Consider the following 21,362-nt stretch of genomic DNA (forward strand, 5'->3'; position numbering starts at 1 on the left):
CGGAGCACGCCACCAACAAGAAACAAGAGCAGGCATTCAACCAGTGTCGTGTCATCCCGAGTGCAGCGAGGGATCTTTCGCAGCGCCGGCAAAGGATCCTTCGCTCCGCTCGGGACGACACCCATTTTGCCGCGCACAGATTCATCCCCGAGGGTCTGACCTCGTTCCGTGGCGAACGCCAGTGGCGCTCGTGCGCCGTCCTCGGGTCAGATCTGATGTGCCATGGGCGGGGCGGGGATGGGGCGGACGCGCTCGTAGGCGGCGGCAGCGCGCATCACCAGCGCGTCGCGCGCGTGGGCGCCGACGATCTGCAGGCCGATCGGCAGGCCGTCGCGATCGAGGCCGCAGGGAATCGTCGCGGCGGGCTGGCGCGTGAGATTGAAGGTTAGGGTGAAGGGGGTCCAGCCGATATCGACACCGTCGCCGCCCCAGGCGGCATTCTCCTTCACCGCGAAGGCCGTCATCGGCATGGTGGGCGTCAGCAGCAGATCGTACTTGGCCAGGAACTGGTTCAGGATCACCGCCACCTGCTGGCGCTGGTTGATCGCCGTCACCACCGTCTCCTGGCCGAGACTGGCCCCGACCTCGGCCGCCTTCAGAAGGCCGGGATCCATCAGCGCGCGCTTCTCCTCGCTGAAGTTCGTCACCAGCACCGCGACGTTGGATTGCCAGTGCGCATTCAGGATGCGGCGCGGATCGAGGCCGGTCAGATCCGGCGATTCTTCCACGACCTTGGCGCCCAGTGTCTTGAACACCCTGGCCGCCGCCTCGACCGCGACCGCGACGTCGCGGTCGATCTTCTCCTTCTCGACGAAGCCGAGATTGGGCGAGTAGGCGATGCGCAGGCCCTTCACGCCCTTGTCGAGGCCCTTGAGGTAGTCCTCCTCGTCGTCGGGTCGCGCATAGGGGTCCCGTGCATCGTAGCGGGCGATGACGTTCATCATCATGGCGGCGTCCTTCACGGTGCGCGTCATGGGGCCGACATGGGAGAGCGTGCCTTGTGACGAGGCGGGCCACAGCGGCACGCGGCCCTGGGTGGGCTTCAGCCCGAAAAGGCCGCTGAAGGAGCAGGGGATGCGGACGGAGCCCGCGCCGTCGGTACCGATCGCGAGGTTGCCCATGCCGACAGCTTCGGCTGCCGCGGCGCCGCCCGACGAGCCGCCGCTGGTGCGGCCGATCTTCCACGGATTGTGCGTGGCGCCGAACAGCGCCGAATCGGTGACGCCCTTCCAGCCGTACTCGGGCGAAGTCGTCTTGCCGAGGATCACCGTGCCCGCCTCGCGCAGGCGCTGCGCGACCGGCGCGTCGACCGTCCAGGGGCCGTCGGGATCGGTGGCGAGGCTGCCCATGCGGGTGGGCATGCCCTTGGTCAGCACCATGTCCTTGATGGTGATCGGCACGCCGTCGATGTCCGAAAGCCGCTTGCCGCCCTTCTTCCAGCGCTTCTCGGCGGCGCGCGCGGCGCGCAGCGCGGCGTCGGGATCGAGGTGCTGGAACGCGTTGAGCTGCGGATTGAACGCTTCGATGCGGGCGATGGCGGCCTTGGTCGCCTCGACGGGCGAGGCCTTGCGCGCCTTGTAGAGCTTCGCGAGCTGATGGGCCGGCATCAAGGCAAGATCGGCGGTCATTTCATGGTCTCCGGAAGACGGGGGAATTCGAGCGGATCCGCTTCGGCGTAGCGGGCGGCCGCGCGCAGGACCAGCGCATCCTGGTAGTGGGCGGCGACGATCTGCAGGCCGACCGGCAGGCCGTCGCGGCTCAGGCCGCACGGCACGCTGATCGCCGGATGGCGCGACAGGTTGAACTGGAAGGTGTAGGGCGACCACAGGAGGTTCGGCTTGCCGTCCGGTCCCGCCGGTGCGTCCAGCCCGGTCTCGAACGGCTGCACCGCAAGCGTGGGCGTCAGCAGGAGGTCGTACCTGGTGAAAAAAGCGTTCCAGGCGAGCGTTATCTCGCGCCGTACAACCTGCGCGTTGATCAGGTCCTGCAGCGTGAACTTGAGGCCGTTCCGGGCGCCCGCCAGCAGGCTTTCGTCGAACTCGCCGTGCCGCTCCTTGGGATAGAGCTGCAGCAGGCGCTGCAACGCGCCCAGCCAGTGCACGACGAAGGCGCGGCCCGCCTCGCGATAGTTGGTGGGCGGCGCCACTTCCTCGACCATGCAGCCCATCTTCTCGAAGCGCCCGGCCGCCTTGGTCACCAGCGCCGCCACCTCGATATCGAGTGGATGCTCGCCCATCCGCAGGAGGAAGCCGATCCGAAGCTTCTTGAGCTTGCCCTTCAAGGCCCTGACGTAGTCGACGCCGTCCGCCGGCAGGCTCCAACCGTCGAGCGGATCGGGCCTGGCGATGACGTTCATCATCAGCGCGGCATCGAGCGCGGTGCGGCACATCGGACCGGTGTTGGAGAGCTCGCCGGTGAGCGACGGCGGCCAGGCGGCGACACGGCCGAACGTCGCCTTCAGGCCGACCAGCCCGGTGAAGCTCGACGGCAGGCGAACGGACCCGCCGCCGTCGGTGCCAATGGCGATCGGCCCCAGCCCGGCGGCGACGGCCGCTCCCGCCCCGCCCGACGACCCGCCGGGTGTGCGCCCCATGTTCCAGGGATTGCAGGTGATGCCATGCAGCGGCGAGTCGGTCACGCCCTTGTGGCCATATTCGGAGCTGGTGCTTTGCGCGAAGACGATCACGCCGGCCTCGCGCAGCCGTGCCACCGCCGGCGCATCGGCGTCGGCGGGCGTCGCGTCGGTGAGCCGGCTGCCCATCCGCACCGGCCAGCCCTTCACGCGCACCAGCTCCTTGATCGACACCGGCACGCCATCCAGCGGCGACAGCGGCTTGCCCTTCTTCCAGCGCCGCTCCGCGGCGTTCGCTGCGGCAAGAGCCGCTTCCGAATCGACGAGACAGAGAGCATTGAGACGTGGATTGACCGTCTCCACGCGCTTCAGGACGGCCTTCATGGCGTCGACGGGCGAGGCCTTGCCCTTGCCGTAGAGCTTGCCGAGCTCGGCGGCGCTCGCTTGGGTGAGATCGGTCGTCACACGGCAGCTCCTTTGACGTTGCGGTATCGCCGGGCAAGCTCCTCGGCCTGGTACTCGGCGGCCATCGCCTGCTCGGTGCGACCGAGCTTGCGATAGAGATCGGCGAGGCCGCGCTTGGTTGCGGCCACGCCGGGCCGTTCGCGCTCGTCGGCCTGCAGGATCGTGAGCGCGGCATCGTTCCAGCCCGAGCGCACCAGCGCGTCGAGGTGGATCGCGCCGAACAGCGAGCGCTGGGCGATGCTGCCGCCGATCGTCGCCAGGTGCGGTATCGCCTGCCCGAGCAGGCGTGCCGCCTCTGCGTGATCGCCCCTGGCATGGGCGGCAAGGCCGTGCGCGGCCGGCACGGCGCAGTCGGCCCAGGCCTCGCGCTCAAAGGGCTTTGCGCTCTCGGCGCGGTCCTCGAGGCTCGCCAGCATTTCGGTCACCGCGCTCCGTTCGCCGGCGCGGGCGAGCCCATAGAGATATTGCAGATCGAGAAAGGGCACGAAGTGGTCGTGCAGGCGATCCTTGAGGTAGGTGGCAATATCCGCCCAGCGCGCGCCGACATCGACTCCGCGCAATTCCAGGCGGGCCAGCAGCGAGATGGCGTTGATCTGGTCCTCGCAGAACTCCTTCCACACGCCCCAGACGCGCCGGTCGAACAGCGCCAGCGCCTCATCGGTGCGATCGAGATCGATCAGGAACAGCGCCAGGTGCCACCAGTTGTGGGTGTACATGAAGGAGTTGCAGTCTTCCCACGTGTCGGCCATCGAGCCCATGAAGGCCACGCCCTCCACCAGACGCCCGCGCGCCTCGAGGCAGTGGGCGAGCGCGTGGTGGGCCCACGGGTCCTTGCGCTCCATCTCGATCGCGCGCCGGGCGTGCGCTTCGGCCTCGTCGAGGCGATGGCATTCCTCCAGACCGAAGGCGCACATGCCCCAGGCGAAATGGTTCTCGCGGTTGGCGGCGAGCAGCCGCTCGCCGATCCGCAGCAGCGCCTTGGCGTCGCCCTGGTTGAAGGCATGCAACTGGCCGAGCTTGCCCGCCAGCAAATCGCGCGGCCATTCGGCCACGATCCTGTCGTGGATCTCGAGGCTCCTGTCGGTATCGCCGGCCAGCCAGGCCGCGGTCGCGGCGATCCATGCCTTTTCCCGCACGCTCGCATCCTTTTCGAGCGCCCTGGCGTGCCGCAGGTAGCGGGCGCCCAGCGTGCGGCCTTCGACGGAATTCATCGACAGCACAAGGTTGGCCGCCATCACGGGCAACAGGGCACAGCGCTCCTCGCGCTCGGCGGCGGCCATGAAATCCTGGAAGCGCTTGCCGAAGACCAGCCACTCCTCGCGCAGGAAATCCAGAGCCGCGATGGCGCTTTCGTCGGCGCTGCCGATCTCCAAACCCTGACCGTCCCGTGCCACGCTGTCTCCCTCCGCTGCGACTTTTGCATGACTGGGCAGCGAGGGCAAAACGTGAGGAGGCGCACGCCATTCCGCGCGCCGGACCGCAGATTTGGCAGATTGCCGAGCGGCTCAGCTCTTCGGCGTGCCGCCGAGGAAGCAATAGATGATGCCGCTCGGCGAGGCGCAGATATGGCTGTTGCCGTCGGGGGCGAGCTGCTTCAGCACGGCACGCGGCGGCACCTGGACCCAGTGGCCGTCGATCATGGCCCGCCAGGTTCCATCTTCGGTGATGTAGGCGCGCGTCGGCCGGCAGTCGCCGAAGCGGCCGTCGGCAGTGCCGTTGCAGCAGGAGTAGCCGGTGCCCGGCTGCTTCAGGTCCTTGTACCAGTCATGGTTTTCGACATGTCCCTGGCCGTGGAAGCCTTCTTGCGATCGCGCAGCCGCAGGAACAAAAAGGAGGGCGACGGAGAGGGCAACAGACCGAGTGCGAAAGGGCATAGCGCAGCCCCCTTTGCGCAGCACCAGTCGAGCCGGTCACGTATTCCAAGCGACGCGCCATTGCGCTCGACTGAATCCGTTGCCGCGATGTTAGCCCAAGTAGGATGTGGATGTCGTCACCCCTCGTCGTCAGCTCTTGGGCTCACCGCCGATGAAGCAGTAGATCATCCCGCTCTTTCCGGCACAGACATGTGAGTTGCCGTCGGGCGCCAGCATCTTGAGCACGACGCTCGGCGGCACGGGCTGCCAGTGGCCGTCGACCAGCGCCCGCCATGTGCCGTCGCTCGTCTTGTAGGCGCGGGTCGGCCGACAATCGCCGTGCGTACTGTCGCCGTTGCAGCAGGAGTAGCCTGTTCCCGGCTGCTTGAGGTTCTTGTACCAGTCGTGATTCTCGGCGTGACCGTGGCCCCAATGGCCGTCGATCGGGGTGCCGTCCGGCATATCCTGGGCCGTCGCCGGCAAGGCAAACGCCATGCAGAGCGCGAAAGAAAGGGAAAGGACGCGCATGAGGCTCGACCTCCTCAGGCGCGTAAACGTGCCTATCCGGTCGGAAGTTGCAGGAGGCTGGGATTGGTCGGGCGCAGCCCCCCGACAATGGCGAAGAAGTCCGGGTCGTCGGCGGCGAGCAAGCCGTGCCGGACGAAGAAGTCGATCAGCACCAAATTGCAATTGAATTTGAAGCAGTTGGTGTCGCGCACTGTTTCGAGGACGCGCTGCACCGGCCAAAGCTCGAAAGACTCGACCTCGCCGTCATGTGCGGTCGGTGTGAAATCCTCCGGCAGCTCGAGGTCGAAGCAGGTCATGATATCGGGCTTGAGCTGGGCGCCCGATTGGCTCCAGTACGAGATGTAGCCGACGGCCTTCGCCTGGCGGGCGAGTTCGGGCGGGATGGCGGCCTCCTCGCCGCATTCCTTGACGAGGTTGTCGAGCAGGCCGACTCCGGCCGGCTGCCCGCCCGCCACGGTGTTGTCGAGCTCGCCCGGGAAGGTCGGCTTGTCGCGCGACCGTCGCGGCACCCAGACGTGCAGGCCGTCCTGCTTGCGCACATAGCCGGTCATGTGCGGTCCATAGGCGCGCACGCCGAACCACGGCACCGCCGCCCGCTCCATGGTCATGAGGGCGGGCCGGGAGAACTCCCAGGTGACCGGATACGGCTCCTCGCGCCACAGGCCCTTGAAATGACCTTGCGCCCGCAGCTCCAGCAGGAAGGCATGCATTGCCGCCGTGCGCTTCGTCGGTGCATCGAGCGCGCCGGCGAAATACCAGCCCTGGCGGCGATGGGTGAAGAGATCGGGCCTGGCCGCCAGCACGGGCGCGAAATCGCGATGGATGAAGCCCGCGCGCTCGGTGCCGATGAACCACGGCTCGAACTGGCGCAGGTCGGCATTGTTGCAGCGCGCGATATGGTCGAGAAAGGACATGACGGACGACTAGCACAAAGGGGAGTGGATGACCGAAGGCGAACTGCAGGTCTTGCTTGAAGCGGCCATCCCCGCGCGCGAGCGCTATGGCCTGTTCGTCGAGGACTGCCAGGACCAGGATGTGCGGTTGCGCTTCTCACCGGCGGAGGGCGAGGGCTGGTCGGCGCCGGCGTTGCTGGCGTTGGTCGACGCATCGCTGCGGGCGGCGTCAGGGGTCGGCGCCGCCGTGACGCATCTCAATGTGACCGTCCTCCGTCCGGCGCTTCAGAGCGACGTGCTGGCGTTGTCGCGCGTGATCCGCCGTGACCGCGGGATCGCCCATGCCGAGGCCTGGCTCTTCAGCCACGCCGCCGTCGAGCCGATGCTGCACGCGACGGCGACCCTTTCGGTCCGCGCATGAGCGCAACCGAAGTTGCGCGCTCCTCCGAGCGCTCAACGGAGCGCGCCACTAACAGGAGACAAGATCAGGCATCGAACCAGTTTCCTGTCATCCCGAGCGCAGCGAGGGATCTTTGGCTGGCGCCGATCAAGGATCCCCTGCTTCGCTCGGGATGACACCGATCTTGCTGTCGCGCAGTTCATTCCCGAGGGCCGGCGCGGCCAGCGGGCAACTCCAGTGGCGCCGGGACGGCGGATGCCTACAGTGGCGGGATGCGGATTTTCTGTCCGGGGAAGATCAGGTTGGCGTCCTTGATCACCTCGCGGTTGGCCTCGAAGATCCTGGGGTATTTGTTGGCGTCCTTGTAGAAGTGCTGTGCGATGGCCGACAGCGTATCGCCGGACTTGATGATGTAGTACTGCGTCTGGTCCTCGGCGGGCGGCGCCTTCATCCCTTCGACGCTGACATTGGCGACGCCCTTCGTATTGCCGGCGATGAGGATCGCTTTCTGCAGGGCTTCGGTGCTCGCGGCCTGGCCGCCCAGCTTCACGTCGCCGGAGGACGGATCGTAATCGACCGTCAATCCCTCGATTCCCTTCAGGGAAGCCTCGATCTCGGCCTTGATCTTGTCGTTCGCTTCCGAGTCGCTGCTGAAGATCTTGCGGCCGATGTCGCGCACGAAATCGAACAGGCCCATGACTGCCTCCACCGTTGTCGATACGGTGATGCTAGGTGCCGCGCGGCACCGGCGCAACCGACGCGCGATGAGCGTTTTGCTACGCCGCTTCCTTCCAGGCGGAGTCGACGACCGCCGTGATGTCCCGCATGATCTGCGTGAGATCGAAGTCCTTGGGCGTATAGACGCGCGCCACGCCCGCCTCGATCAGGGTCCGGGCGTCGCCGGGCGGGATGATGCCGCCCACCACGACGGGCACGTCGCCGATGCCCGCGTCACGCATGCCTTGCAGGACGTCGTTCGCCAGCGAGACATGCCCACCCGACAGGATCGAGAGCCCGACCACGTGCACGCTCTCCTCGAGCGCGGCATTGACGATGCGCTCCGGCGTGAGCCGGATGCCCTCGTAAACCACCTCCATGCCGCAGTCGCGGGCCCGCACGGCGATCTGCTCCGCGCCGTTGGAATGGCCGTCGAGGCCGGGCTTGCCGACCAGGATCTTGATGCGCCGGCCGAGGCGGCGCGACACCGCGTCGACCTCGCGGCGGGCGGCCTCGAGCCGTGCGTCCCCCACGCCGGCGGCGCGCCCGACGCCGGTGGGGGCGCGATATTCGCCGAATACCTCGCGCAGCGCCTGCGTCCATTCGCCGGTCGTGACGCCGGCCTGCGCACAGGTGATCGACGGCGGCATGATATTGCGGTCTTCCCTCGCTGCCGCTGCCAGCTTGGCGAGTGCACTTTTCACGGCGGTGCCGTCGCGCGCGGCGCGCCAGGCCTTCAGCCGCCCGATCTGGTCTCGCTCGACCGAGGCATCGACGGTGAGGATGGCGCCTGTACCGGTCGAAAGCGGCGAGGGCTCGCCCTCGGTGAAGGCATTGACGCCCACCACCGTCTGCTCGCCCGCCTCGATGGCCGACAGGCGCCGAAGGTTCGATTCCACCAGCCGCTGCTTCATGTAGGCCGCTTCGACCGCCGCCACCGCGCCGCCCATTTCCTCGATGCGCCTCATCTCGGCGAGCGCCTCCTGCTTCAGCGCCTCGACCTTGCGCGCGATCTCGACGCTGCCGTCGAAGATGTCGCCGTATTCCAGAAGATCGGTTTCATGGGCCACGATCTGCTGCAGCCGGAGCGACCATTGCTGGTCCCACGGCCGCGGCAGGCCGAGCGCCTCGTTCCAGGCGGGGAGCTGGACCGAGCGCGCGCGCGCGTTCTTGCTCATCACGACCGCCAGCATCTCGAGCAGGATGCGATAGACGTTGTTCTCCGGCTGCTGCTCGGTGAGCCCGAGCGAGTTCACCTGCACGCCGTAGCGGAACAGCCGCTGCTTGGCATCCTCGACGCCGTAGCGGGTTTGGGTGACCTCGTCCCACAGCTCGGCGAAGGCCCGCATCTTGCACATCTCCGTGATGAAGCGGATGCCGGCGTTCACGAAGAAGGAGATGCGGCCCACGACCTGCGGGAAATCGGCCTGCGGCACCTGGCCGCGCGCCCTCACCGCGTCGAGCACGGCGATCGCATTGGCGAGCGCGAAGGCCAGCTCCTGCACCGGCGTGGCGCCCGCCTCCTGCAGGTGATAGCTGCAGACATTCATGGGGTTCCACTTGGGAACCTCGCGATAGGTGAAGCCGATCGTGTCGGCGGTCAGCCGGAGCGACGGCTCGGGCGGGAAGATGTAGGTGCCGCGCGACAGATACTCCTTGATGATGTCGTTCTGCGTCGTGCCCTGCAGCTTGGCGCGTGCCACGCCCTGCGCCTCGGCGGTGGCGATGTAGAGCGAGAGCAGCCACGCCGCCGGCGCGTTGATGGTCATCGAGGTGTTCATGCGGTCGAGCGGAATGCCGTCGAACAGCGTGCACATGTCGCCGAGATGGCTGATCGGCACGCCGACCTTGCCGACCTCGCCCTTGGCCAGCGGATGGTCGGAGTCGTAGCCTGTCTGGGTCGGCAGATCGAAGGCGACGGAAAGGCCGGTCTGGCCGCGCGCGAGGTTGGTGCGATAGAGCTCGTTGGACTTCGCCGCCGTCGAATGGCCGGCGTAGGTGCGGATCAGCCATGGTCTATCCCGGACGGGCTTGTCGCGCATCGCGGCGGTCATGGTATAAGCTCCGATCCTCCCAATTGATGTTGCGCTGCAGCATAAAGCCTTTTGCGATGCAGCCAAGAGGTAAAAATCCGCCGTGAACGACTCCTTTGGCGGCGCGGCCGATCTGCCCCCGCCCTTCGAGCCGCAGCCTGCGGCACCACCGCCGGCGCCAGCCCTCGTGCCCGCCCGGCCCGTCTATGACGGCAAGCTCGGGGAGCTTTACGGCATTTATTTGCGTCACCTGCTCCTGATGGTGCTGACGCTGGGCTGGTCGCGCTTCTGGGGCCGCACCCGGATCCGCCGCTATCTCTGGAACCATATGTCCGTGCTGGGCGACCGCTTCGAATATCGCGGTCGCGGGATCGAGCTGATGTTGGGCTTCCTGGTGGTGCTCGCGATCCTGGCCGTGCTGGGCGGCGGGGCATGGCTGGTCTGGCACTTCGTGCTGCACGACCGCTCGATCCCCGGCTTCGACCTCGTGAACGTCGTGCTGCTGGCGATCGCCCTGATCGGTGTGCCGCTCGCCTATGTCGGCCACTATTCGGGGCTGCGCTACAAGCTCTCGCGCACACGCTGGCGCGGCATACGCTGCGCCATGGAGGGCTCGGCATGGGCCTATGGCGCGCGCGCGACGTTCCTCAACTTCGCCAACGCCGTGACGGCGCGCCTGCTGACGCCCGTCGTGTCGGTCAACCTGGCGCGCCCGCGCATCGTGCATGCACGGCTGGGAACGCAGGGCTTCGACTTTGCCGGCAGCGCCGGCGACATCTACGGCCGCTACGTCGGCTACTACTTCCTGAACATCCTGGCCTGGGTCGTGGCGTTTGCGGTGGCGGCCTTCGCGCTCGGCGGCTTCATCGAGCAGCTCGGCCTCGAGAAGAAGGACATCGAGACCTTCGCCGATCTCGGTCGCCTGCGCACTCTGCTCGTGATCGTGGGCGTGGCCGTTGGCGCCTATCTGCTGTTCGGCCTGATGATCCTGCCGCTGCGCTGCTGGTGGCGGGCCTATCTCTATCGCTATCTCGTGAGCCATACCCGGGCGGGCAATGTCCTCTTCACCACGGGCATCAGCACGCGCCAGATGTGGGGCTATCTGGTGCTCAACTACCTGATCGTGCTGCTCACCTTCGGCCTCGGCTGGCCGTGGGTGATGCATCGCACGCTGCGCCTGGTCGCCAACGAGCTGTGGCTCTACGGCGCGCCCGACGGCGGCGCGATCGGCCAGCCGCCCGACAGGGGACCGCGCTTCGGCGAGGGACTGCTCGACATGTTCGACGTGAGCGGCATCTGATGGCGCCGTCGCCCTCCGAGATCCGCGGCCGCTACTACGACGGCAAGACCGCCGAAGTGCGCGAGGTCACGGTCGTGGCGACGCCGGGCGAGGTGGTCCTGCGCGACGCGGTGGATGCCGCCCCGGTGGCGCGCTGGCCGATCGTCGAGCTCGGCGTGCTGGGCGACAGCGAGCACGAGGCGGTGCCGCTGCTGGTGCGCCGCAACGGGGAGGCACGGCTCGCGATCGAGGATGCCGGGCAGCGCCGCGCGCTCGGCGCCGCAGTGCCGGAGATCGCCCGTCTCGGGGCGCACCGGCCCGCCGCGGCGGGGCGCATCCTGCAGTTCGGCGCGGGCCTCGTCGCGGCGATCGCGCTCTTCTGGGCCGGACTGCAGGCTGGCAGCGATGCGCTCGCGCCCTTGGTGCCGCAGTCGCTGCAGGCGCGGCTGGGGGAGCGCGTCTATGCCGAACTCGTGGGCAAGCGGCCGCTGTGCGAGGGCGAGCCCGGGCTGGCGGCGGTCAACCGGTTCGCCGGCCGGCTCGCCGCCCAGGCCGGCTACGATCGGCCGGTCAGCGTGCGCGTCGTGAAGGGCGGGCCGGTCAATGCCTTCACCCTGCCGGGCGGCATCGTGATCCTCTATTCGGACCTGATCGATCGGGCGGCGGACGGCAACGAGCTGGGCGGCGTGATCGCGCACGAGATCGGCCATGCCGTGCACTATCACCCGATCAAGGGCCTGGCGCGGCAGTACGGGACCGAGCAGATCCTGAAGGCGATCACCGGCGGCTATTCGGATATCGGCACGCTGGGCTCCGGTGGCTCCCTGCTGCTGGCCTTGCGCAACGGCCGCCAGTTCGAGCGCGAAGCCGATGCGACCGGCGTGGCGCTCCTCGAGGGGCTCGGCCTGCGCGCCGACGGCATGTCGCGCTTCTTCGAGGCGCTGCTGAAGACCGAGCCGCACGACCTCGCCGGCGTTGCCGGTATCTGGTCGGACCATCCGCCCACCGTCGAGCGCGTCGCGGTGACGCGCCGCGCCCCGACCGGCGCGCCTGACTTCACGGACGCCGACTGGCAGGCTATCCGCAGGGTGTGCCACTGAACATCTTGCCGGGACGACGATGGTCGGCAAGCGGAGGAGGACCCATGCCCATCACCTGGACCATTTCGCATGCGGAGCGGCTGGTGACGGTGAAGGCCGACGGGCCTGTCACGCTCCAGAACGCGGAGGAATATCTCGACGCGATCGTCGTCAACGACGCCATGCCCTATCGCAAGCTCGTCGACTGCACCGCCATGCAGCCGATCGCCAGCGATGAGGAGATGATGCAGCTCGGCGGGCGCATGCGGGCCTATGTGGCGACGCTGGAGGGCGGCCCGCTGGCCTTCGTTGCAACCACGCCGGACGTGCTCGACTATGTCAGGCGCTATATCAATCTCGTGATGGGGGCGACGCGCCCGGTCAAGATCTTCAAGACAGCGGACGAGGCGCGCCGGTGGCTGGACGCCCAGAACGGCTGATCGGTTCGCGCTACCGCCGTTGCCTCGCTTTGTAGGACAGCCAGGCGACGATCGCATCGATGTCGGCGTCTGACAGGGAGTCGGCTGAGAAGGCCGGCATCTTCTGGTCGGGCCAATGGCGCACCGAAGCGGGATCGCGCAGGAGCTTCCTCAGCGCCTGCGGCTGGAAGTAGTCGACCGGGTTCATGGGCGTGCCGAGATCGGGGCCCTGCGTGCCTTCGCCCTCGCCGTGGAAGCGATGGCAGGCCATGCAGACGGCGACGAAGCGATCGAGGCCGCGGCGGACAGGGGAGGTGGCGGCCACGCTCGCGTCGACGGCGAGGCCCGGCCAGCGCTTGTAGGGACTGTCCGTCACGGTGAGAGCGGCGAGCTTGTAGGCCCAGTATTCGCTGCTGATCTCCGCCGTGCGGCCGGTCCGCCAGACAATGTAGAAGGGACCCGCGCTTTCCTTGTTCTTGGCCTGCGGCAAGGACGGCCAGCGCGCCGCCGGATCCTCGATGGCGACGAACGCCCCGGTGTCGGCCGACTCGAGCTCGAGCAGCCGCGCCGGGATGGCGATCGAGAAATCGTCGGTCGCCCGCGCCTGCACGTAGTCGTCCACGCCTGTCTTCGTGCGCTTCAGGAGCTTAGCCGCCGGGATCGCGCGGTAGGTCATGGTGCGGTGGTAGACGATGTCGTCGACCGTCACATCGCGCGTCGCCGGATCGGCCAGCAGTTCCTTTGTGGTGTAGGCGTGCGACGACTGCCGGTCGGCGACAGTGAGCGTCTGGGCGTGCGCGACGAGTGCGAGCGACAGACCAACGACGAATGCGATTGCCGTCCGCACCAATGAGCGCAACTGGAGTTGCGCGCTCCGATGAGCGCTCAAGGGAGCGCGCCACTCCAGTGGCGCAATCTTCCTGTTCCGCTCATGAAGGCCGGCCTCGGTAAAAAAATCTCCGCCATCACCCCTTCATCCGCTGGCCGCTGGTACGGTGGTCCTTCAGCACCTCGGGGCGGAAGGCGAGGCCGTGGCCGGGCCGTTCGGGCGGCGTCATGGTGCCGTCCTTGTCGGGCAGGATCGGCTCGATCCAGAGATCGTCGTTCCAGTCCATGTACTCGAGGTAGCTGGAGTTGGGGATCGAGGCCAGCAGATGCACCATCTGCTCATGGAAGAGGTGCGGCGCGATGCGGATGCCCCACGGCTCGGCGGCGGCGGCGATCTTGCGCAGCTCGGTGTAGCCGCCGCGCATCGGGTCGGGCTGCAGGATCGGCACGCACGGCGTCTCGAAGAAGGGCCGCAGGTCCTGGCGCGTGAAGTGGCTCTCGCCACCCACGACGCGGGTCCTGAGCGCGGCCGCGATGCGGCGGTAGCCGGCGAAATCCTCGGCGATCACCGGCTCCTCGAGCCAGTAGGGATCGAACTCGTCGATCCGATGGCCGGCCTGGATGGCCGTGTCGGCGTCCCAGCCCATGTTGACGTCGATCATGATCTCGACGCCGTCGCCCATGGCCTCGCGCATCGCCTTCACGTTCGCGACGTCCTCGCGCCACGGCCGGATATGCGCCACCTGCATCTTGATGGCCTTGAGGCCCATGGCGGTGAATTCCCTGGCGCGAGCGATCATGCCGTCGCGGCCGAGCCCCCGGAAGCAGCCTGAACCGTAGGCCGGCACCCTGGAGCGCGCGGCGCCCCACAGCCTGAACAGCGGCAGGCCGGCGCGCTTGCCGACGAGATCCCACAGCGCCATGTCGACGGCGCTCTGGGCGAACACCGTGACGCCCATGCGGCCGAGCCAGAAATTGCTCCGGTAGAGCTGGGTCCAGATCGCCTCGATCTCGGTGGCGTCGCGGCCGATGACATGGGGCGCCACCAGCTCCTTCATCGCCGCATCGATCGTGTGCAGCCCGCCGCGCAGGGGCTGCAGGTAGCTCATGCCGACGAGACCGCCCTGGGTCTCGATTTCGAGGACGTAGATCTCGCGAAACGGGTCGGAAAGAATGCCGGCCGCCGGCGGCTTGCCTCGCCACGGCACCTGCAGGAGCGTCGAGCGCAGTTCGACAATCGTCGTGGCTGAAGTCATAAGGCTGTCCCCGCTTGTTGGCCCCACTATGATGCCGCCGCCATGACCACGTCCAATCGCCTCTATCTGTTCGACACCACGCTGCGGGACGGCGCCCAGACCCAGGGTGTCGATTTCACGGTCGCCGACAAGATGGCCATTGCGCGCGAGCTCGATCGGCTCGGCATCGACTATATCGAGGGCGGCTGGCCGGGCGCGAATCCGACCGACGACCGCTTCTTCGCCGAGCCACCCGCGTTCGAGAACGCGACCTTCGTGGCCTTCGGCATGACGCGCCGCGCCGGCCGGTCGGCCGCCAACGATCCCGGCCTCAATGCCATCCTGGGCACGAGGGCGCGCACCGTTTGCATGGTCGGCAAGACCTGGGACTTTCATGTCGATGTGGCGTTGGAACTCGACCGCGCAGAATACGTCGAGATGATCGCCGACTCCGTCGCCCATGCGAAGGCGCGCATGGACGAGGTGATGTTCGATGCCGAGCATTTCTTCGACGGCTACAAGGCCAATCCCGCTTACGCTCTGTCCTGCCTGTCCGCGGCCGAGAAGGCCGGCGCGCGCTGGCTGGTGCTGTGCGACACCAACGGCGGAACCCTGCCGCACGAGATCGAGCGCATCGTGGGCGAGGTTTGCCAAGAATTTCCCGGCGAGAAGATCGGCATCCACACCCACAACGACACCGAGAACGCCGTCGCCAACACGCTGGCCGCCGTGCGTGCCGGCGCGCGCCAGGTGCAGGGCACGATCAACGGGCTGGGCGAGCGCTGCGGCAACGCCAACATGATCTCCCTGATCGCCAACCTTGTCGTCAAGATGGGCTACGAGACCGGCCTGAAGGAGGGTGCGCTGCAGCGGCTCACCCATCTCTCGCGGCTGCTCGACGATCGGCTGAACGCGGCACCCAACCGCAGCGCGGCTTACGTCGGCACGCGCGCCTTCGCCCACAAGGGCGGCCTGCACGTCTCGGCGGTGGAGAAGGATCCCAGGACCTACGAGCATGTCGATCCCGAGACGGTGGGCAACCAGCGCATCATCGTGGTGAGCGACCAGGCCGGCCGTTCCAACATCATGGCGCGCTTCCGCCAGATGGGGCTCGAGGTCGATCCGAAGGATCCCGGCGTGGCGCGGCTCCTGGAGATCGTGAAGGAGCGCGAGGCCGAGGGCTATGCCTATGACGGCGCCGACGCCTCGTTCGAGCTCTTGGCGCGGCACGAGCTGCATACCGTGCCCGACTACTTCTCGCTGCACAGCTTCCGCGTGCTGGCCGAGCGCCGGGTCAATGCCCGCGGCCAGCTCATCGCGCTCTCGGAGGCGACCGTGAAGCTCGACGTGGCGGGCCACCGCGCGATGGAGGTGGGCGAGGGCAACGGGCCGGTGAACGCGCTCGATGCCGCGCTGCGGAAGGCGCTGATCCCGGTCTATCCCGAGCTGGCCGACATGCGGCTGGTCGACTTCAAGGTGCGCATCCTCGACTCGGCCGGGGGAACGGCGGCGACGACCCGGGTGATGATCGAAAGTGCGGACGCCAAGGGCCGGCGCTGGTCGACGATCGGCGTCTCGCCCAACATCGTCGACGCCTCCTACAATGCCTTGTACGACGCCATCACCTACAAGCTATTCCGCGACGGCGCCCGGCCGGCGGGGACTGGCGACCGCTAGGTCTGGTACGGCCGGCAGTACCGATGGTGCAAGCTGGCAGCCATGTCGCGGTCCCGGTTGACGGTATTGGCGGCGCGGCAGACCATGTGCCCGAATGGACGGAGAGGGACTCCCGCTACCGGCATCGCCGCCCAAGATCGCTGTCGCGCCGCCACCGCGGATGCCGCGATCACGCCGGCGCGGATGGGCACGCGTTCTCATGTGGTCGGTGCCGTTCCTGGCGATTGCCGGCGCCCTCGCCATCTGGCTGTCGTCCGGTCGCTACGTCGAGACCGACAATGCCTATGTGAAAGGCGACCGCGTCTTCCTCGCCACCGAGCTGAGCGGCCGCATCGTCGAGGTGGCGGTGCACGAGAACCAGCACGTCTCGCGCGGCCAGCTCCTCTACCGGCTCGACGATACGCCCTACCGCATCCAGCTCAGCAAGATCGAGGCCGAGATCGAGACCCAACGCGCCGAGATTCGCGGATTGAAGGCGCAGTGGCGCACCAAGCGCGAGGAGATCAAGGCGGCGCTCAGCCAGGGCGTCTATGCCCAGGCCGACTACGAGCGCCAGAAGGATCTCGCCGAGCGCAAGTTCGCCTCGGCCGCCAAGTTCGAGGAAGCACGCATGTCGCTCGATGTGGCGCGCCAGCGCATCGCGGCGGCCGAGCAGGAGCTCACGCGCATCGAGGCCGCCCTGGCGGGCGATCCCAAGATCGACGTCGACCACCACCCCAAGGTGAAGCAGCTTCTTGCCGCCCGCAACGAGGCGCTGCTCGACTTGCGCCGCACGATGATCCTCGCCCCGATGGACGGCATCGTGCAGAAGGTGCTGGTGCCGGGCAGCTACGCGATCATGGGCGTGCCGTCGATCGCGGTGATGGCCGACAGCGATCTCTGGATCGAGGCCAACTTCAAGGAAACGGAGCTGACGCGCGTCCGTGTCGGCCAGCCGGTGACCATCCGGGTCGATACCTATCCCGACATGCAATGCACGGGCAAGGTCACGTCGTTTTCCCAGGCCACGGGGGCCGAGTTCGCGGTGCTGCCGCCGCAGAACGCCTCGGGCAACTGGGTGAAGGTCGTGCAGCGCATCCCGGTGCGCACCTCCGTCGTCTGCAAGGAGGGCGATCCGCCGCTGCGCATCGGCATGAGCACGATCGTCGAGATCGACACCGGCCATCACCGCACGCTGGGCGATCTGCTGTCGATCTTCGGGCTGTGATGTCGTCCTCCGGCTCGCACGCCGCCAGCCCGCACGCGACATGAGCGTCGACCGCGACACCCTCCGTCACCGGCGCTGGCTCACCGTCGTGGTGATGATGGCGACCATCATGCAGGCGCTCGACGGCACGATCGCCAATGTCGCCCTGCCGAGCATCCAGGGCTCGCTGTCGGCGACCCAGGAGCAGGTCGCCTGGGTGATCACATCCTACATCGTCTCGGCCGCGATCGCGACGCCGCTGGCCGGCTTCTGCGCCGTGCGGTTCGGGGTGCGGCGCATCCTCGTGAGCTCGGTGATCGGCTTCACCATCGCCTCGATGCTGTGCGGCGCGGCGCAGACGCTGGAGCAGCTCGTGATGTTCAGGGCCCTGCAGGGCGTGTGCGGCGCCTCGCTGGTGCCGCTCAGCCAGACGCTGATGATGGAGGCCTATCCGCGCGAGGAGCAGGGCAAGGCGATGGCGATGTGGGGCGTCGGCACGATGCTGGGTCCCATCACCGGACCGACGCTCGGCGGCTGGCTGACGGATCAGTACACCTGGCGCTGGGTGTTCTACATTAACCTGCCGGTCGGCATCATGTGCGCCATGGGCCTGATGATCCTGATCAGGAACAAGGCGAGCGACCATCCGCGGCCGTTCGACCTGCTCGGCTTCACGCTGCTCTCGATCGCGATCGGCTCGTTCCAGCTCATGCTCGACCGCGGCCAGCAGTTCGACTGGTTCAGCTCGCGCGAAATCGTCGTCGAGGCGGTGGTGGCCGGCGTCGCGGTCACGATGTTCGTGATCCACATGCTGTCGGACGATCATCCGTTCCTGCCGCGCGACCTCTTCCTCGACCGCAACCTGATGCTGGGCATCGTCTTCACGGCCGTCACCGGCCTCCTGATGATCGTGACGGCGACCCTCCTGCCGCCCTTCCTGCAGCAGCTCAAGGGCTATCCCGTCTTCACGACCGGCATCGTGATGGCCCCGCGCGGCATCGGCACGATGCTTTCGATGTTCGTGGTGTCGCGTCTGATCGGCCGGATGGATGCACGCTGGCTGATCGCCCTGGGGCTCGGCCTGAACGGTCTCGCATTGTACGACATGGCGCTGTTCACGCTTGATGTCAGCGAGGCGAGGGTGGTGTGGAACGGTTTCCTGCAGGGGATCGGGCTCGGCCTGGTGTTCCCGCCGCTGACGACGCTCGCCTTCGCCACCGTCCCCGCCCGGATCCGCACCGAAGGCGCCGCCATCAACGCCCTGATGCGCAATCTGGGCGCTTCGGTCGGCGTCGCCGCCCTGGTGGCGCTGCTTGCCCGCAACACCCAGGTCAATCGCTCCGAGCTCGCCGAGCACCTGACGCCGTTCAGCCCGCTGTGGCGGCTCGGCGTCACACCGATGGAGAACGGCATGCCGGTCGACCGCTCGAGGCTGATCGAGCACTGGATGCCGTTCGGCGGGACCTGGCCCTTCGGGCCGATCGACGATCCCACGAAGATGATCGCCATGTGGGGCGAGGAGTTGAACCGGCAGGCCGCGACCGTCGCCTACCTCAACGACTTCCGCGTGCTCGCCATATCGGCGGTGATCTGCATTCCGCTGCTGGTCTTCATGCGCCGCCAGGCGATGCTCGCCCGGCCATCGCGCCGCTGAGCCTGTCCGGCCTCTCCGTGATATAGGCTCGGCATGGGACGGGCATCGAAGGGGCGACCGACGGCGGAGGCAGCCCCGGTCATCGTCATGGTGCGGCCGCAGCTCGGCGAGAATATCGGCATGGCCGCGCGCGCCATGCTGAATTGCGGGCTGTCGGCGCTGCGGCTGGTGAGCCCGCGCGACGGCTGGCCCAACGAGCGCGCATGGCGCGCCGCCTCGGGCGCCGACATCGTGCTGGACAAGGCGGGTGTGTTCGAGGCAGTGGGCGAGGCGGTGGCCGATCTCGAGCATGTCGTGGCGACCACCGCGCGCAACCGCGAGCTGGTGCAGCGCATCGTGACGGCGCGCCAGGCTGCTATCGACATGCGCGACTGGATCGCGCGGGGCCGGAAGGTCGGCATCCTGTTTGGGCCCGAGCGCACCGGACTCGAGAACGAGGACATGGTCCATGCCGACACCGCGCTCACCATCCCGCTCAATCCGCAATTCTCCTCGCTCAATGTCGCGCAGGCGGTGCTGCTCGTGGCCTATGAATGGATGACCGCCGGCGATCCGACGCCGGCCGAGCGCATGGCCGATCACGCCGCGCGGCCGGCGACCAAGGAAGAGCTGGAGAACCTCTTCGCCCATCTGGAACGCGCGCTCGACGAATCGGGCTTCCTGCGCCACAAGGCGATGCGGCCCTCGATGGTGCTCAATCTGCGCGCGCTCCTGCAGCGGGCGGCGATGACCGAGCAGGAGGCGCGCACGTTCCACGGCGTCATCAAGTTTCTCAGCAAGCACCAGCACGAGGAGTAGGGATGTCCACCACCGCGAAGGTCTCCTGGGTCGAGGGCGCCCTGTTCGTCGCCGAGGGCGGCAGCGGCCACACCATCACCATGGACGGCGCGCCCGACATCGGCGGCCGCAACCTCGCCTCGCGGCCGATGGAAGTGGTGCTGATGGGCATGGGCGGCTGCACCGCCATAGACGTGGTGGCGATGCTGAAGAAGCAGCGCCAGGACATCGAGGGCGTCGAGGTTTCGCTGGTCGCCGAGCGCGCGGAGGACCATCCCAAGGTCTTCACCTCGGTGAAGCTCGTCTACACGGTACGTGGCCGCAAGCTGAACCGCGCCCTCGTGGAACGCGCGGTGAGCCTGTCCGACGAGAAGTACTGCTCGGCCACCGCCATGGTGAAGAAATCGGCCACCGTCACGCACGAGGTCGTGCTGGTGGAGGTCTGACAGATCGCCATGGAACAGGCATTGGGCTCTCTAACGGTTCAGGCGCAGCGGCAGGGACTCGTCGAGATCACCGACGAGATCGCCGCGTGGCTCACCGAGCAGAAGGTGAGCGACGGCCTGCTCACGGTGTTCATTCGGCACACCTCGGCCTCCCTCCTGATCCAGGAGAACGTGGACCTCGAGGTGCAAAGGGACCTCGAGAGCTTCCTGATGAAGTTGGTTCCCGAGTCCGTTACGGACTACCGGCACGATGCCGAGGGGCCCGACGACATGCCGGCCCACATCAAGGGCGCGCTGACCCAAACCCATCTCGCCATTCCGGTCAGTCGAGGGCGCCTGATGCTCGGCCGATATCAAGGCATCTTCCTGTTCGAGCACCGCCGCCGTCCCCGGCCCCGCGAGATCGCCCTTCATCTGATTGGACAGAAGTCCTCGTCCTGAGGCCGCCGGCCGCGGTATCCTATTACCGCATACCGGGGTGCACTCAGGCAGGGGTGGAGCGAAAAATGAGAAAAATAGCCTGAAATATAGGGGTCATTCCGGTCGCTTGACTGCACGCACTTCGCCGGTATGTTCCGCGCTTCTCCGGAGAACGTGGTGGCGGGCCTTTCGCGCCTTCCTCCCGCCCCGAGCCATCTCGGACCCAGGCCTATCCGGACAACAGCGTCGATGACGCGCAACGATGGAGCGATCGCGTGAGCAAGCGCGAGAATTCGAAGTACAAGATCGATCGCCGCCTCAGGGTCAACCTGTGGGGCCGGCCGAAGAGCCCGATCAACAAGCGCGAATACGGCCCCGGCCAGCACGGCCAGGCGCGCACCAAGCCGACCGACTACCGCCTGCAGCTCATGGCCAAGCAGCGGCTCAAGGGCTACTACGGCTCGGTCTCGGAGCGCCAGCTCCGCCGCTATTACATGGAGGCCGTGCGCCGCAAGGGCGACACCGGCGAGAATCTGGTCGAGCTGCTGGAGCGCCGGCTGGACGCCGTCATCTATCGCATGAAGTTCGCCATCACGCCGTTCGCCTCGCGCCAGCTCGTGAGCCACGGCCACGTCAAGGTGAACGGCCGGCGCGTCAACATCGCCTCCTACCTGGTGCGCGACAACGACGTGATCGAGCTCACCCCCAAGGCCAAGGAGATGGTGCGCGTGCTGGAGGCGGTCCAGAGCGCCGAGCGTGACGTGCCGGAATACGTCACCGTCGACCACACCGAGATGAAGGGCACGTTCGTGCGCGGCCCCAAGCTCGCCGACGTGCCCTATCCGGTGCAGATGGAGCCGTCGCTGGTGGTCGAGTACTACAGCCGCTGATCCTCCTTACC

Annotated in this window: 21 protein-coding genes; 11 read left to right on the plus strand and 10 right to left on the minus strand. The window is 67.5% G+C overall.

Annotated elements, in window-relative coordinates; all coding sequences use genetic code 11:
- Window positions 1–206: 206 nt before the first annotated feature.
- From OJF58_RS16445 to OJF58_RS16470, 6 genes are all read right to left on the minus strand, one after another.
- Window positions 207–1,628, minus strand: coding sequence for an amidase (locus OJF58_RS16445; RefSeq protein WP_300778799.1), 1,422 nt, complete (start codon window positions 1,626–1,628; stop codon window positions 207–209).
- Window positions 1,625–3,037, minus strand: a complete 1,413-nt coding sequence (locus OJF58_RS16450) for an amidase (RefSeq protein WP_300778800.1) — start codon at window positions 3,035–3,037, stop codon at window positions 1,625–1,627. The genes OJF58_RS16445 and OJF58_RS16450 overlap by 4 nt, the downstream gene beginning before the upstream one ends.
- Window positions 3,034–4,431 (minus strand): tetratricopeptide repeat protein, encoded by a 1,398-nt coding sequence (locus OJF58_RS16455; protein ID WP_300778801.1) that lies wholly within the window; start codon window positions 4,429–4,431, stop codon window positions 3,034–3,036. Before OJF58_RS16455 ends, OJF58_RS16450 begins: the two co-directional genes overlap by 4 nt.
- A 111-nt stretch (window positions 4,432–4,542) precedes the next feature.
- Window positions 4,543–4,911, minus strand: a complete 369-nt coding sequence (locus OJF58_RS16460) for a hypothetical protein (protein ID WP_300778802.1) — start codon at window positions 4,909–4,911, stop codon at window positions 4,543–4,545.
- A 129-nt stretch (window positions 4,912–5,040) separates the two neighbouring features.
- Window positions 5,041–5,418, minus strand: a complete 378-nt coding sequence (locus OJF58_RS16465) for a hypothetical protein (protein WP_300778803.1) — start codon at window positions 5,416–5,418, stop codon at window positions 5,041–5,043.
- A gap of 32 nt (window positions 5,419–5,450) precedes the next feature.
- Window positions 5,451–6,332 (minus strand): DUF4743 domain-containing protein, encoded by an 882-nt coding sequence (locus tag OJF58_RS16470; RefSeq protein WP_300778804.1) that lies wholly within the window; start codon window positions 6,330–6,332, stop codon window positions 5,451–5,453.
- Window positions 6,333–6,360: 28 nt separating this feature from the next.
- On the opposite strand from OJF58_RS16470, the gene OJF58_RS16475 reads away from it, so the two are divergent.
- Window positions 6,361–6,732, plus strand: coding sequence for a hypothetical protein (locus tag OJF58_RS16475; protein WP_300778805.1), 372 nt, complete (start codon window positions 6,361–6,363; stop codon window positions 6,730–6,732).
- A gap of 238 nt (window positions 6,733–6,970) precedes the next feature.
- Here OJF58_RS16475 and lysM read toward each other — a convergent pair whose 3' ends face one another.
- Together lysM and OJF58_RS16485 are read right to left on the minus strand one after the other, a co-directional pair.
- Complete coding sequence (lysM, locus tag OJF58_RS16480) at window positions 6,971–7,408, minus strand: peptidoglycan-binding protein LysM (RefSeq protein ID WP_300778806.1); 438 nt, start codon at window positions 7,406–7,408, stop codon at window positions 6,971–6,973.
- 79 nt (window positions 7,409–7,487) lie between these two features.
- Window positions 7,488–9,482 (minus strand): protein meaA, encoded by a 1,995-nt coding sequence (locus OJF58_RS16485; RefSeq protein WP_300778807.1) that lies wholly within the window; start codon window positions 9,480–9,482, stop codon window positions 7,488–7,490.
- A gap of 82 nt (window positions 9,483–9,564) precedes the next feature.
- On the opposite strand from OJF58_RS16485, the gene OJF58_RS16490 reads away from it, so the two are divergent.
- From OJF58_RS16490 to OJF58_RS16500, 3 genes are read left to right on the plus strand one after another with little or no spacing between them, the layout of a single operon-like run.
- Window positions 9,565–10,761: a DUF898 family protein gene (locus OJF58_RS16490; protein WP_300778808.1), complete on the plus strand. Its 1,197-nt coding sequence runs from the start codon at window positions 9,565–9,567 to the stop codon at window positions 10,759–10,761.
- Window positions 10,761–11,840 (plus strand): M48 family metallopeptidase, encoded by a 1,080-nt coding sequence (locus OJF58_RS16495; RefSeq protein WP_300778809.1) that lies wholly within the window; start codon window positions 10,761–10,763, stop codon window positions 11,838–11,840. Before OJF58_RS16490 ends, OJF58_RS16495 begins: the two co-directional genes overlap by 1 nt.
- Before the next feature lie 44 nt (window positions 11,841–11,884).
- Window positions 11,885–12,259, plus strand: a complete 375-nt coding sequence (locus tag OJF58_RS16500) for a hypothetical protein (protein WP_300778810.1) — start codon at window positions 11,885–11,887, stop codon at window positions 12,257–12,259.
- A gap of 10 nt (window positions 12,260–12,269) precedes the next feature.
- On the opposite strand, the gene OJF58_RS16505 is transcribed toward OJF58_RS16500, so the two are convergent.
- Both OJF58_RS16505 and OJF58_RS16510 read right to left on the minus strand, forming a co-directional pair.
- Complete coding sequence (locus OJF58_RS16505) at window positions 12,270–13,085, minus strand: cytochrome c (protein ID WP_300778811.1); 816 nt, start codon at window positions 13,083–13,085, stop codon at window positions 12,270–12,272.
- A gap of 118 nt (window positions 13,086–13,203) precedes the next feature.
- Window positions 13,204–14,322, minus strand: a complete 1,119-nt coding sequence (locus OJF58_RS16510) for a mandelate racemase/muconate lactonizing enzyme family protein (RefSeq protein ID WP_300778812.1) — start codon at window positions 14,320–14,322, stop codon at window positions 13,204–13,206.
- A gap of 42 nt (window positions 14,323–14,364) precedes the next feature.
- Here OJF58_RS16510 and cimA point away from each other — a divergent pair, with 42 nt between their 5' ends.
- From cimA to rpsD, 7 genes are all read left to right on the plus strand, one after another.
- The gene (cimA, locus tag OJF58_RS16515; RefSeq protein WP_300778813.1) at window positions 14,365–15,978 is read left to right on the plus strand and encodes a citramalate synthase; all 1,614 of its coding nucleotides are present in this window, start codon (window positions 14,365–14,367) and stop codon (window positions 15,976–15,978) included.
- A 199-nt stretch (window positions 15,979–16,177) separates the two neighbouring features.
- Complete coding sequence (locus tag OJF58_RS16520; RefSeq protein WP_300778814.1) at window positions 16,178–17,185, plus strand: HlyD family secretion protein; 1,008 nt, start codon at window positions 16,178–16,180, stop codon at window positions 17,183–17,185.
- 40 nt (window positions 17,186–17,225) lie between these two features.
- Window positions 17,226–18,818, plus strand: coding sequence for a DHA2 family efflux MFS transporter permease subunit (locus OJF58_RS16525; RefSeq protein ID WP_300778815.1), 1,593 nt, complete (start codon window positions 17,226–17,228; stop codon window positions 18,816–18,818).
- Between the two features lie 33 nt (window positions 18,819–18,851).
- Window positions 18,852–19,616, plus strand: coding sequence for an RNA methyltransferase (locus OJF58_RS16530; RefSeq protein WP_300778816.1), 765 nt, complete (start codon window positions 18,852–18,854; stop codon window positions 19,614–19,616).
- 2 nt (window positions 19,617–19,618) lie between these two features.
- On the plus strand, window positions 19,619–20,041 hold the full coding sequence (locus OJF58_RS16535; protein ID WP_300778817.1) for an OsmC family protein: 423 nt from the start codon (window positions 19,619–19,621) through the stop codon (window positions 20,039–20,041).
- 9 nt (window positions 20,042–20,050) lie between these two features.
- Window positions 20,051–20,482: a secondary thiamine-phosphate synthase enzyme YjbQ gene (locus OJF58_RS16540; protein WP_300778818.1), complete on the plus strand. Its 432-nt coding sequence runs from the start codon at window positions 20,051–20,053 to the stop codon at window positions 20,480–20,482.
- 254 nt (window positions 20,483–20,736) lie between these two features.
- Window positions 20,737–21,351, plus strand: coding sequence for a 30S ribosomal protein S4 (gene rpsD, locus OJF58_RS16545; protein ID WP_300778819.1), 615 nt, complete (start codon window positions 20,737–20,739; stop codon window positions 21,349–21,351).
- Window positions 21,352–21,362 lie beyond the last annotated feature (11 nt).

It is taken from the genome of Enhydrobacter sp., assembly GCF_030246845.1.
Classification (GTDB): domain Bacteria; phylum Pseudomonadota; class Alphaproteobacteria; order Reyranellales; family Reyranellaceae; genus Reyranella.

Coding starts and splice junctions, on each gene's coding strand:
- OJF58_RS16500 (WP_300778810.1), top strand. CDS start 11,885: ATGCCCATCACCTGGACCATTTCGCATGCGGAGCGGCTGGTGACGGTG.
- OJF58_RS16460 (WP_300778802.1), bottom strand. CDS start 4,911: ATGCCCTTTCGCACTCGGTCTGTTGCCCTCTCCGTCGCCCTCCTTTTT.
- OJF58_RS16445 (WP_300778799.1), bottom strand. CDS start 1,628: ATGACCGCCGATCTTGCCTTGATGCCGGCCCATCAGCTCGCGAAGCTC.
- lysM (WP_300778806.1), bottom strand. CDS start 7,408: ATGGGCCTGTTCGATTTCGTGCGCGACATCGGCCGCAAGATCTTCAGC.
- OJF58_RS16525 (WP_300778815.1), top strand. CDS start 17,226: ATGAGCGTCGACCGCGACACCCTCCGTCACCGGCGCTGGCTCACCGTC.
- cimA (WP_300778813.1), top strand. CDS start 14,365: ATGACCACGTCCAATCGCCTCTATCTGTTCGACACCACGCTGCGGGAC.
- OJF58_RS16485 (WP_300778807.1), bottom strand. CDS start 9,482: ATGACCGCCGCGATGCGCGACAAGCCCGTCCGGGATAGACCATGGCTG.
- OJF58_RS16465 (WP_300778803.1), bottom strand. CDS start 5,418: ATGCGCGTCCTTTCCCTTTCTTTCGCGCTCTGCATGGCGTTTGCCTTG.
- OJF58_RS16520 (WP_300778814.1), top strand. CDS start 16,178: ATGTGGTCGGTGCCGTTCCTGGCGATTGCCGGCGCCCTCGCCATCTGG.
- OJF58_RS16495 (WP_300778809.1), top strand. CDS start 10,761: ATGGCGCCGTCGCCCTCCGAGATCCGCGGCCGCTACTACGACGGCAAG.
- OJF58_RS16535 (WP_300778817.1), top strand. CDS start 19,619: ATGTCCACCACCGCGAAGGTCTCCTGGGTCGAGGGCGCCCTGTTCGTC.
- OJF58_RS16470 (WP_300778804.1), bottom strand. CDS start 6,332: ATGTCCTTTCTCGACCATATCGCGCGCTGCAACAATGCCGACCTGCGC.
- OJF58_RS16540 (WP_300778818.1), top strand. CDS start 20,051: ATGGAACAGGCATTGGGCTCTCTAACGGTTCAGGCGCAGCGGCAGGGA.
- OJF58_RS16510 (WP_300778812.1), bottom strand. CDS start 14,322: ATGACTTCAGCCACGACGATTGTCGAACTGCGCTCGACGCTCCTGCAG.
- OJF58_RS16530 (WP_300778816.1), top strand. CDS start 18,852: ATGGGACGGGCATCGAAGGGGCGACCGACGGCGGAGGCAGCCCCGGTC.
- OJF58_RS16475 (WP_300778805.1), top strand. CDS start 6,361: ATGACCGAAGGCGAACTGCAGGTCTTGCTTGAAGCGGCCATCCCCGCG.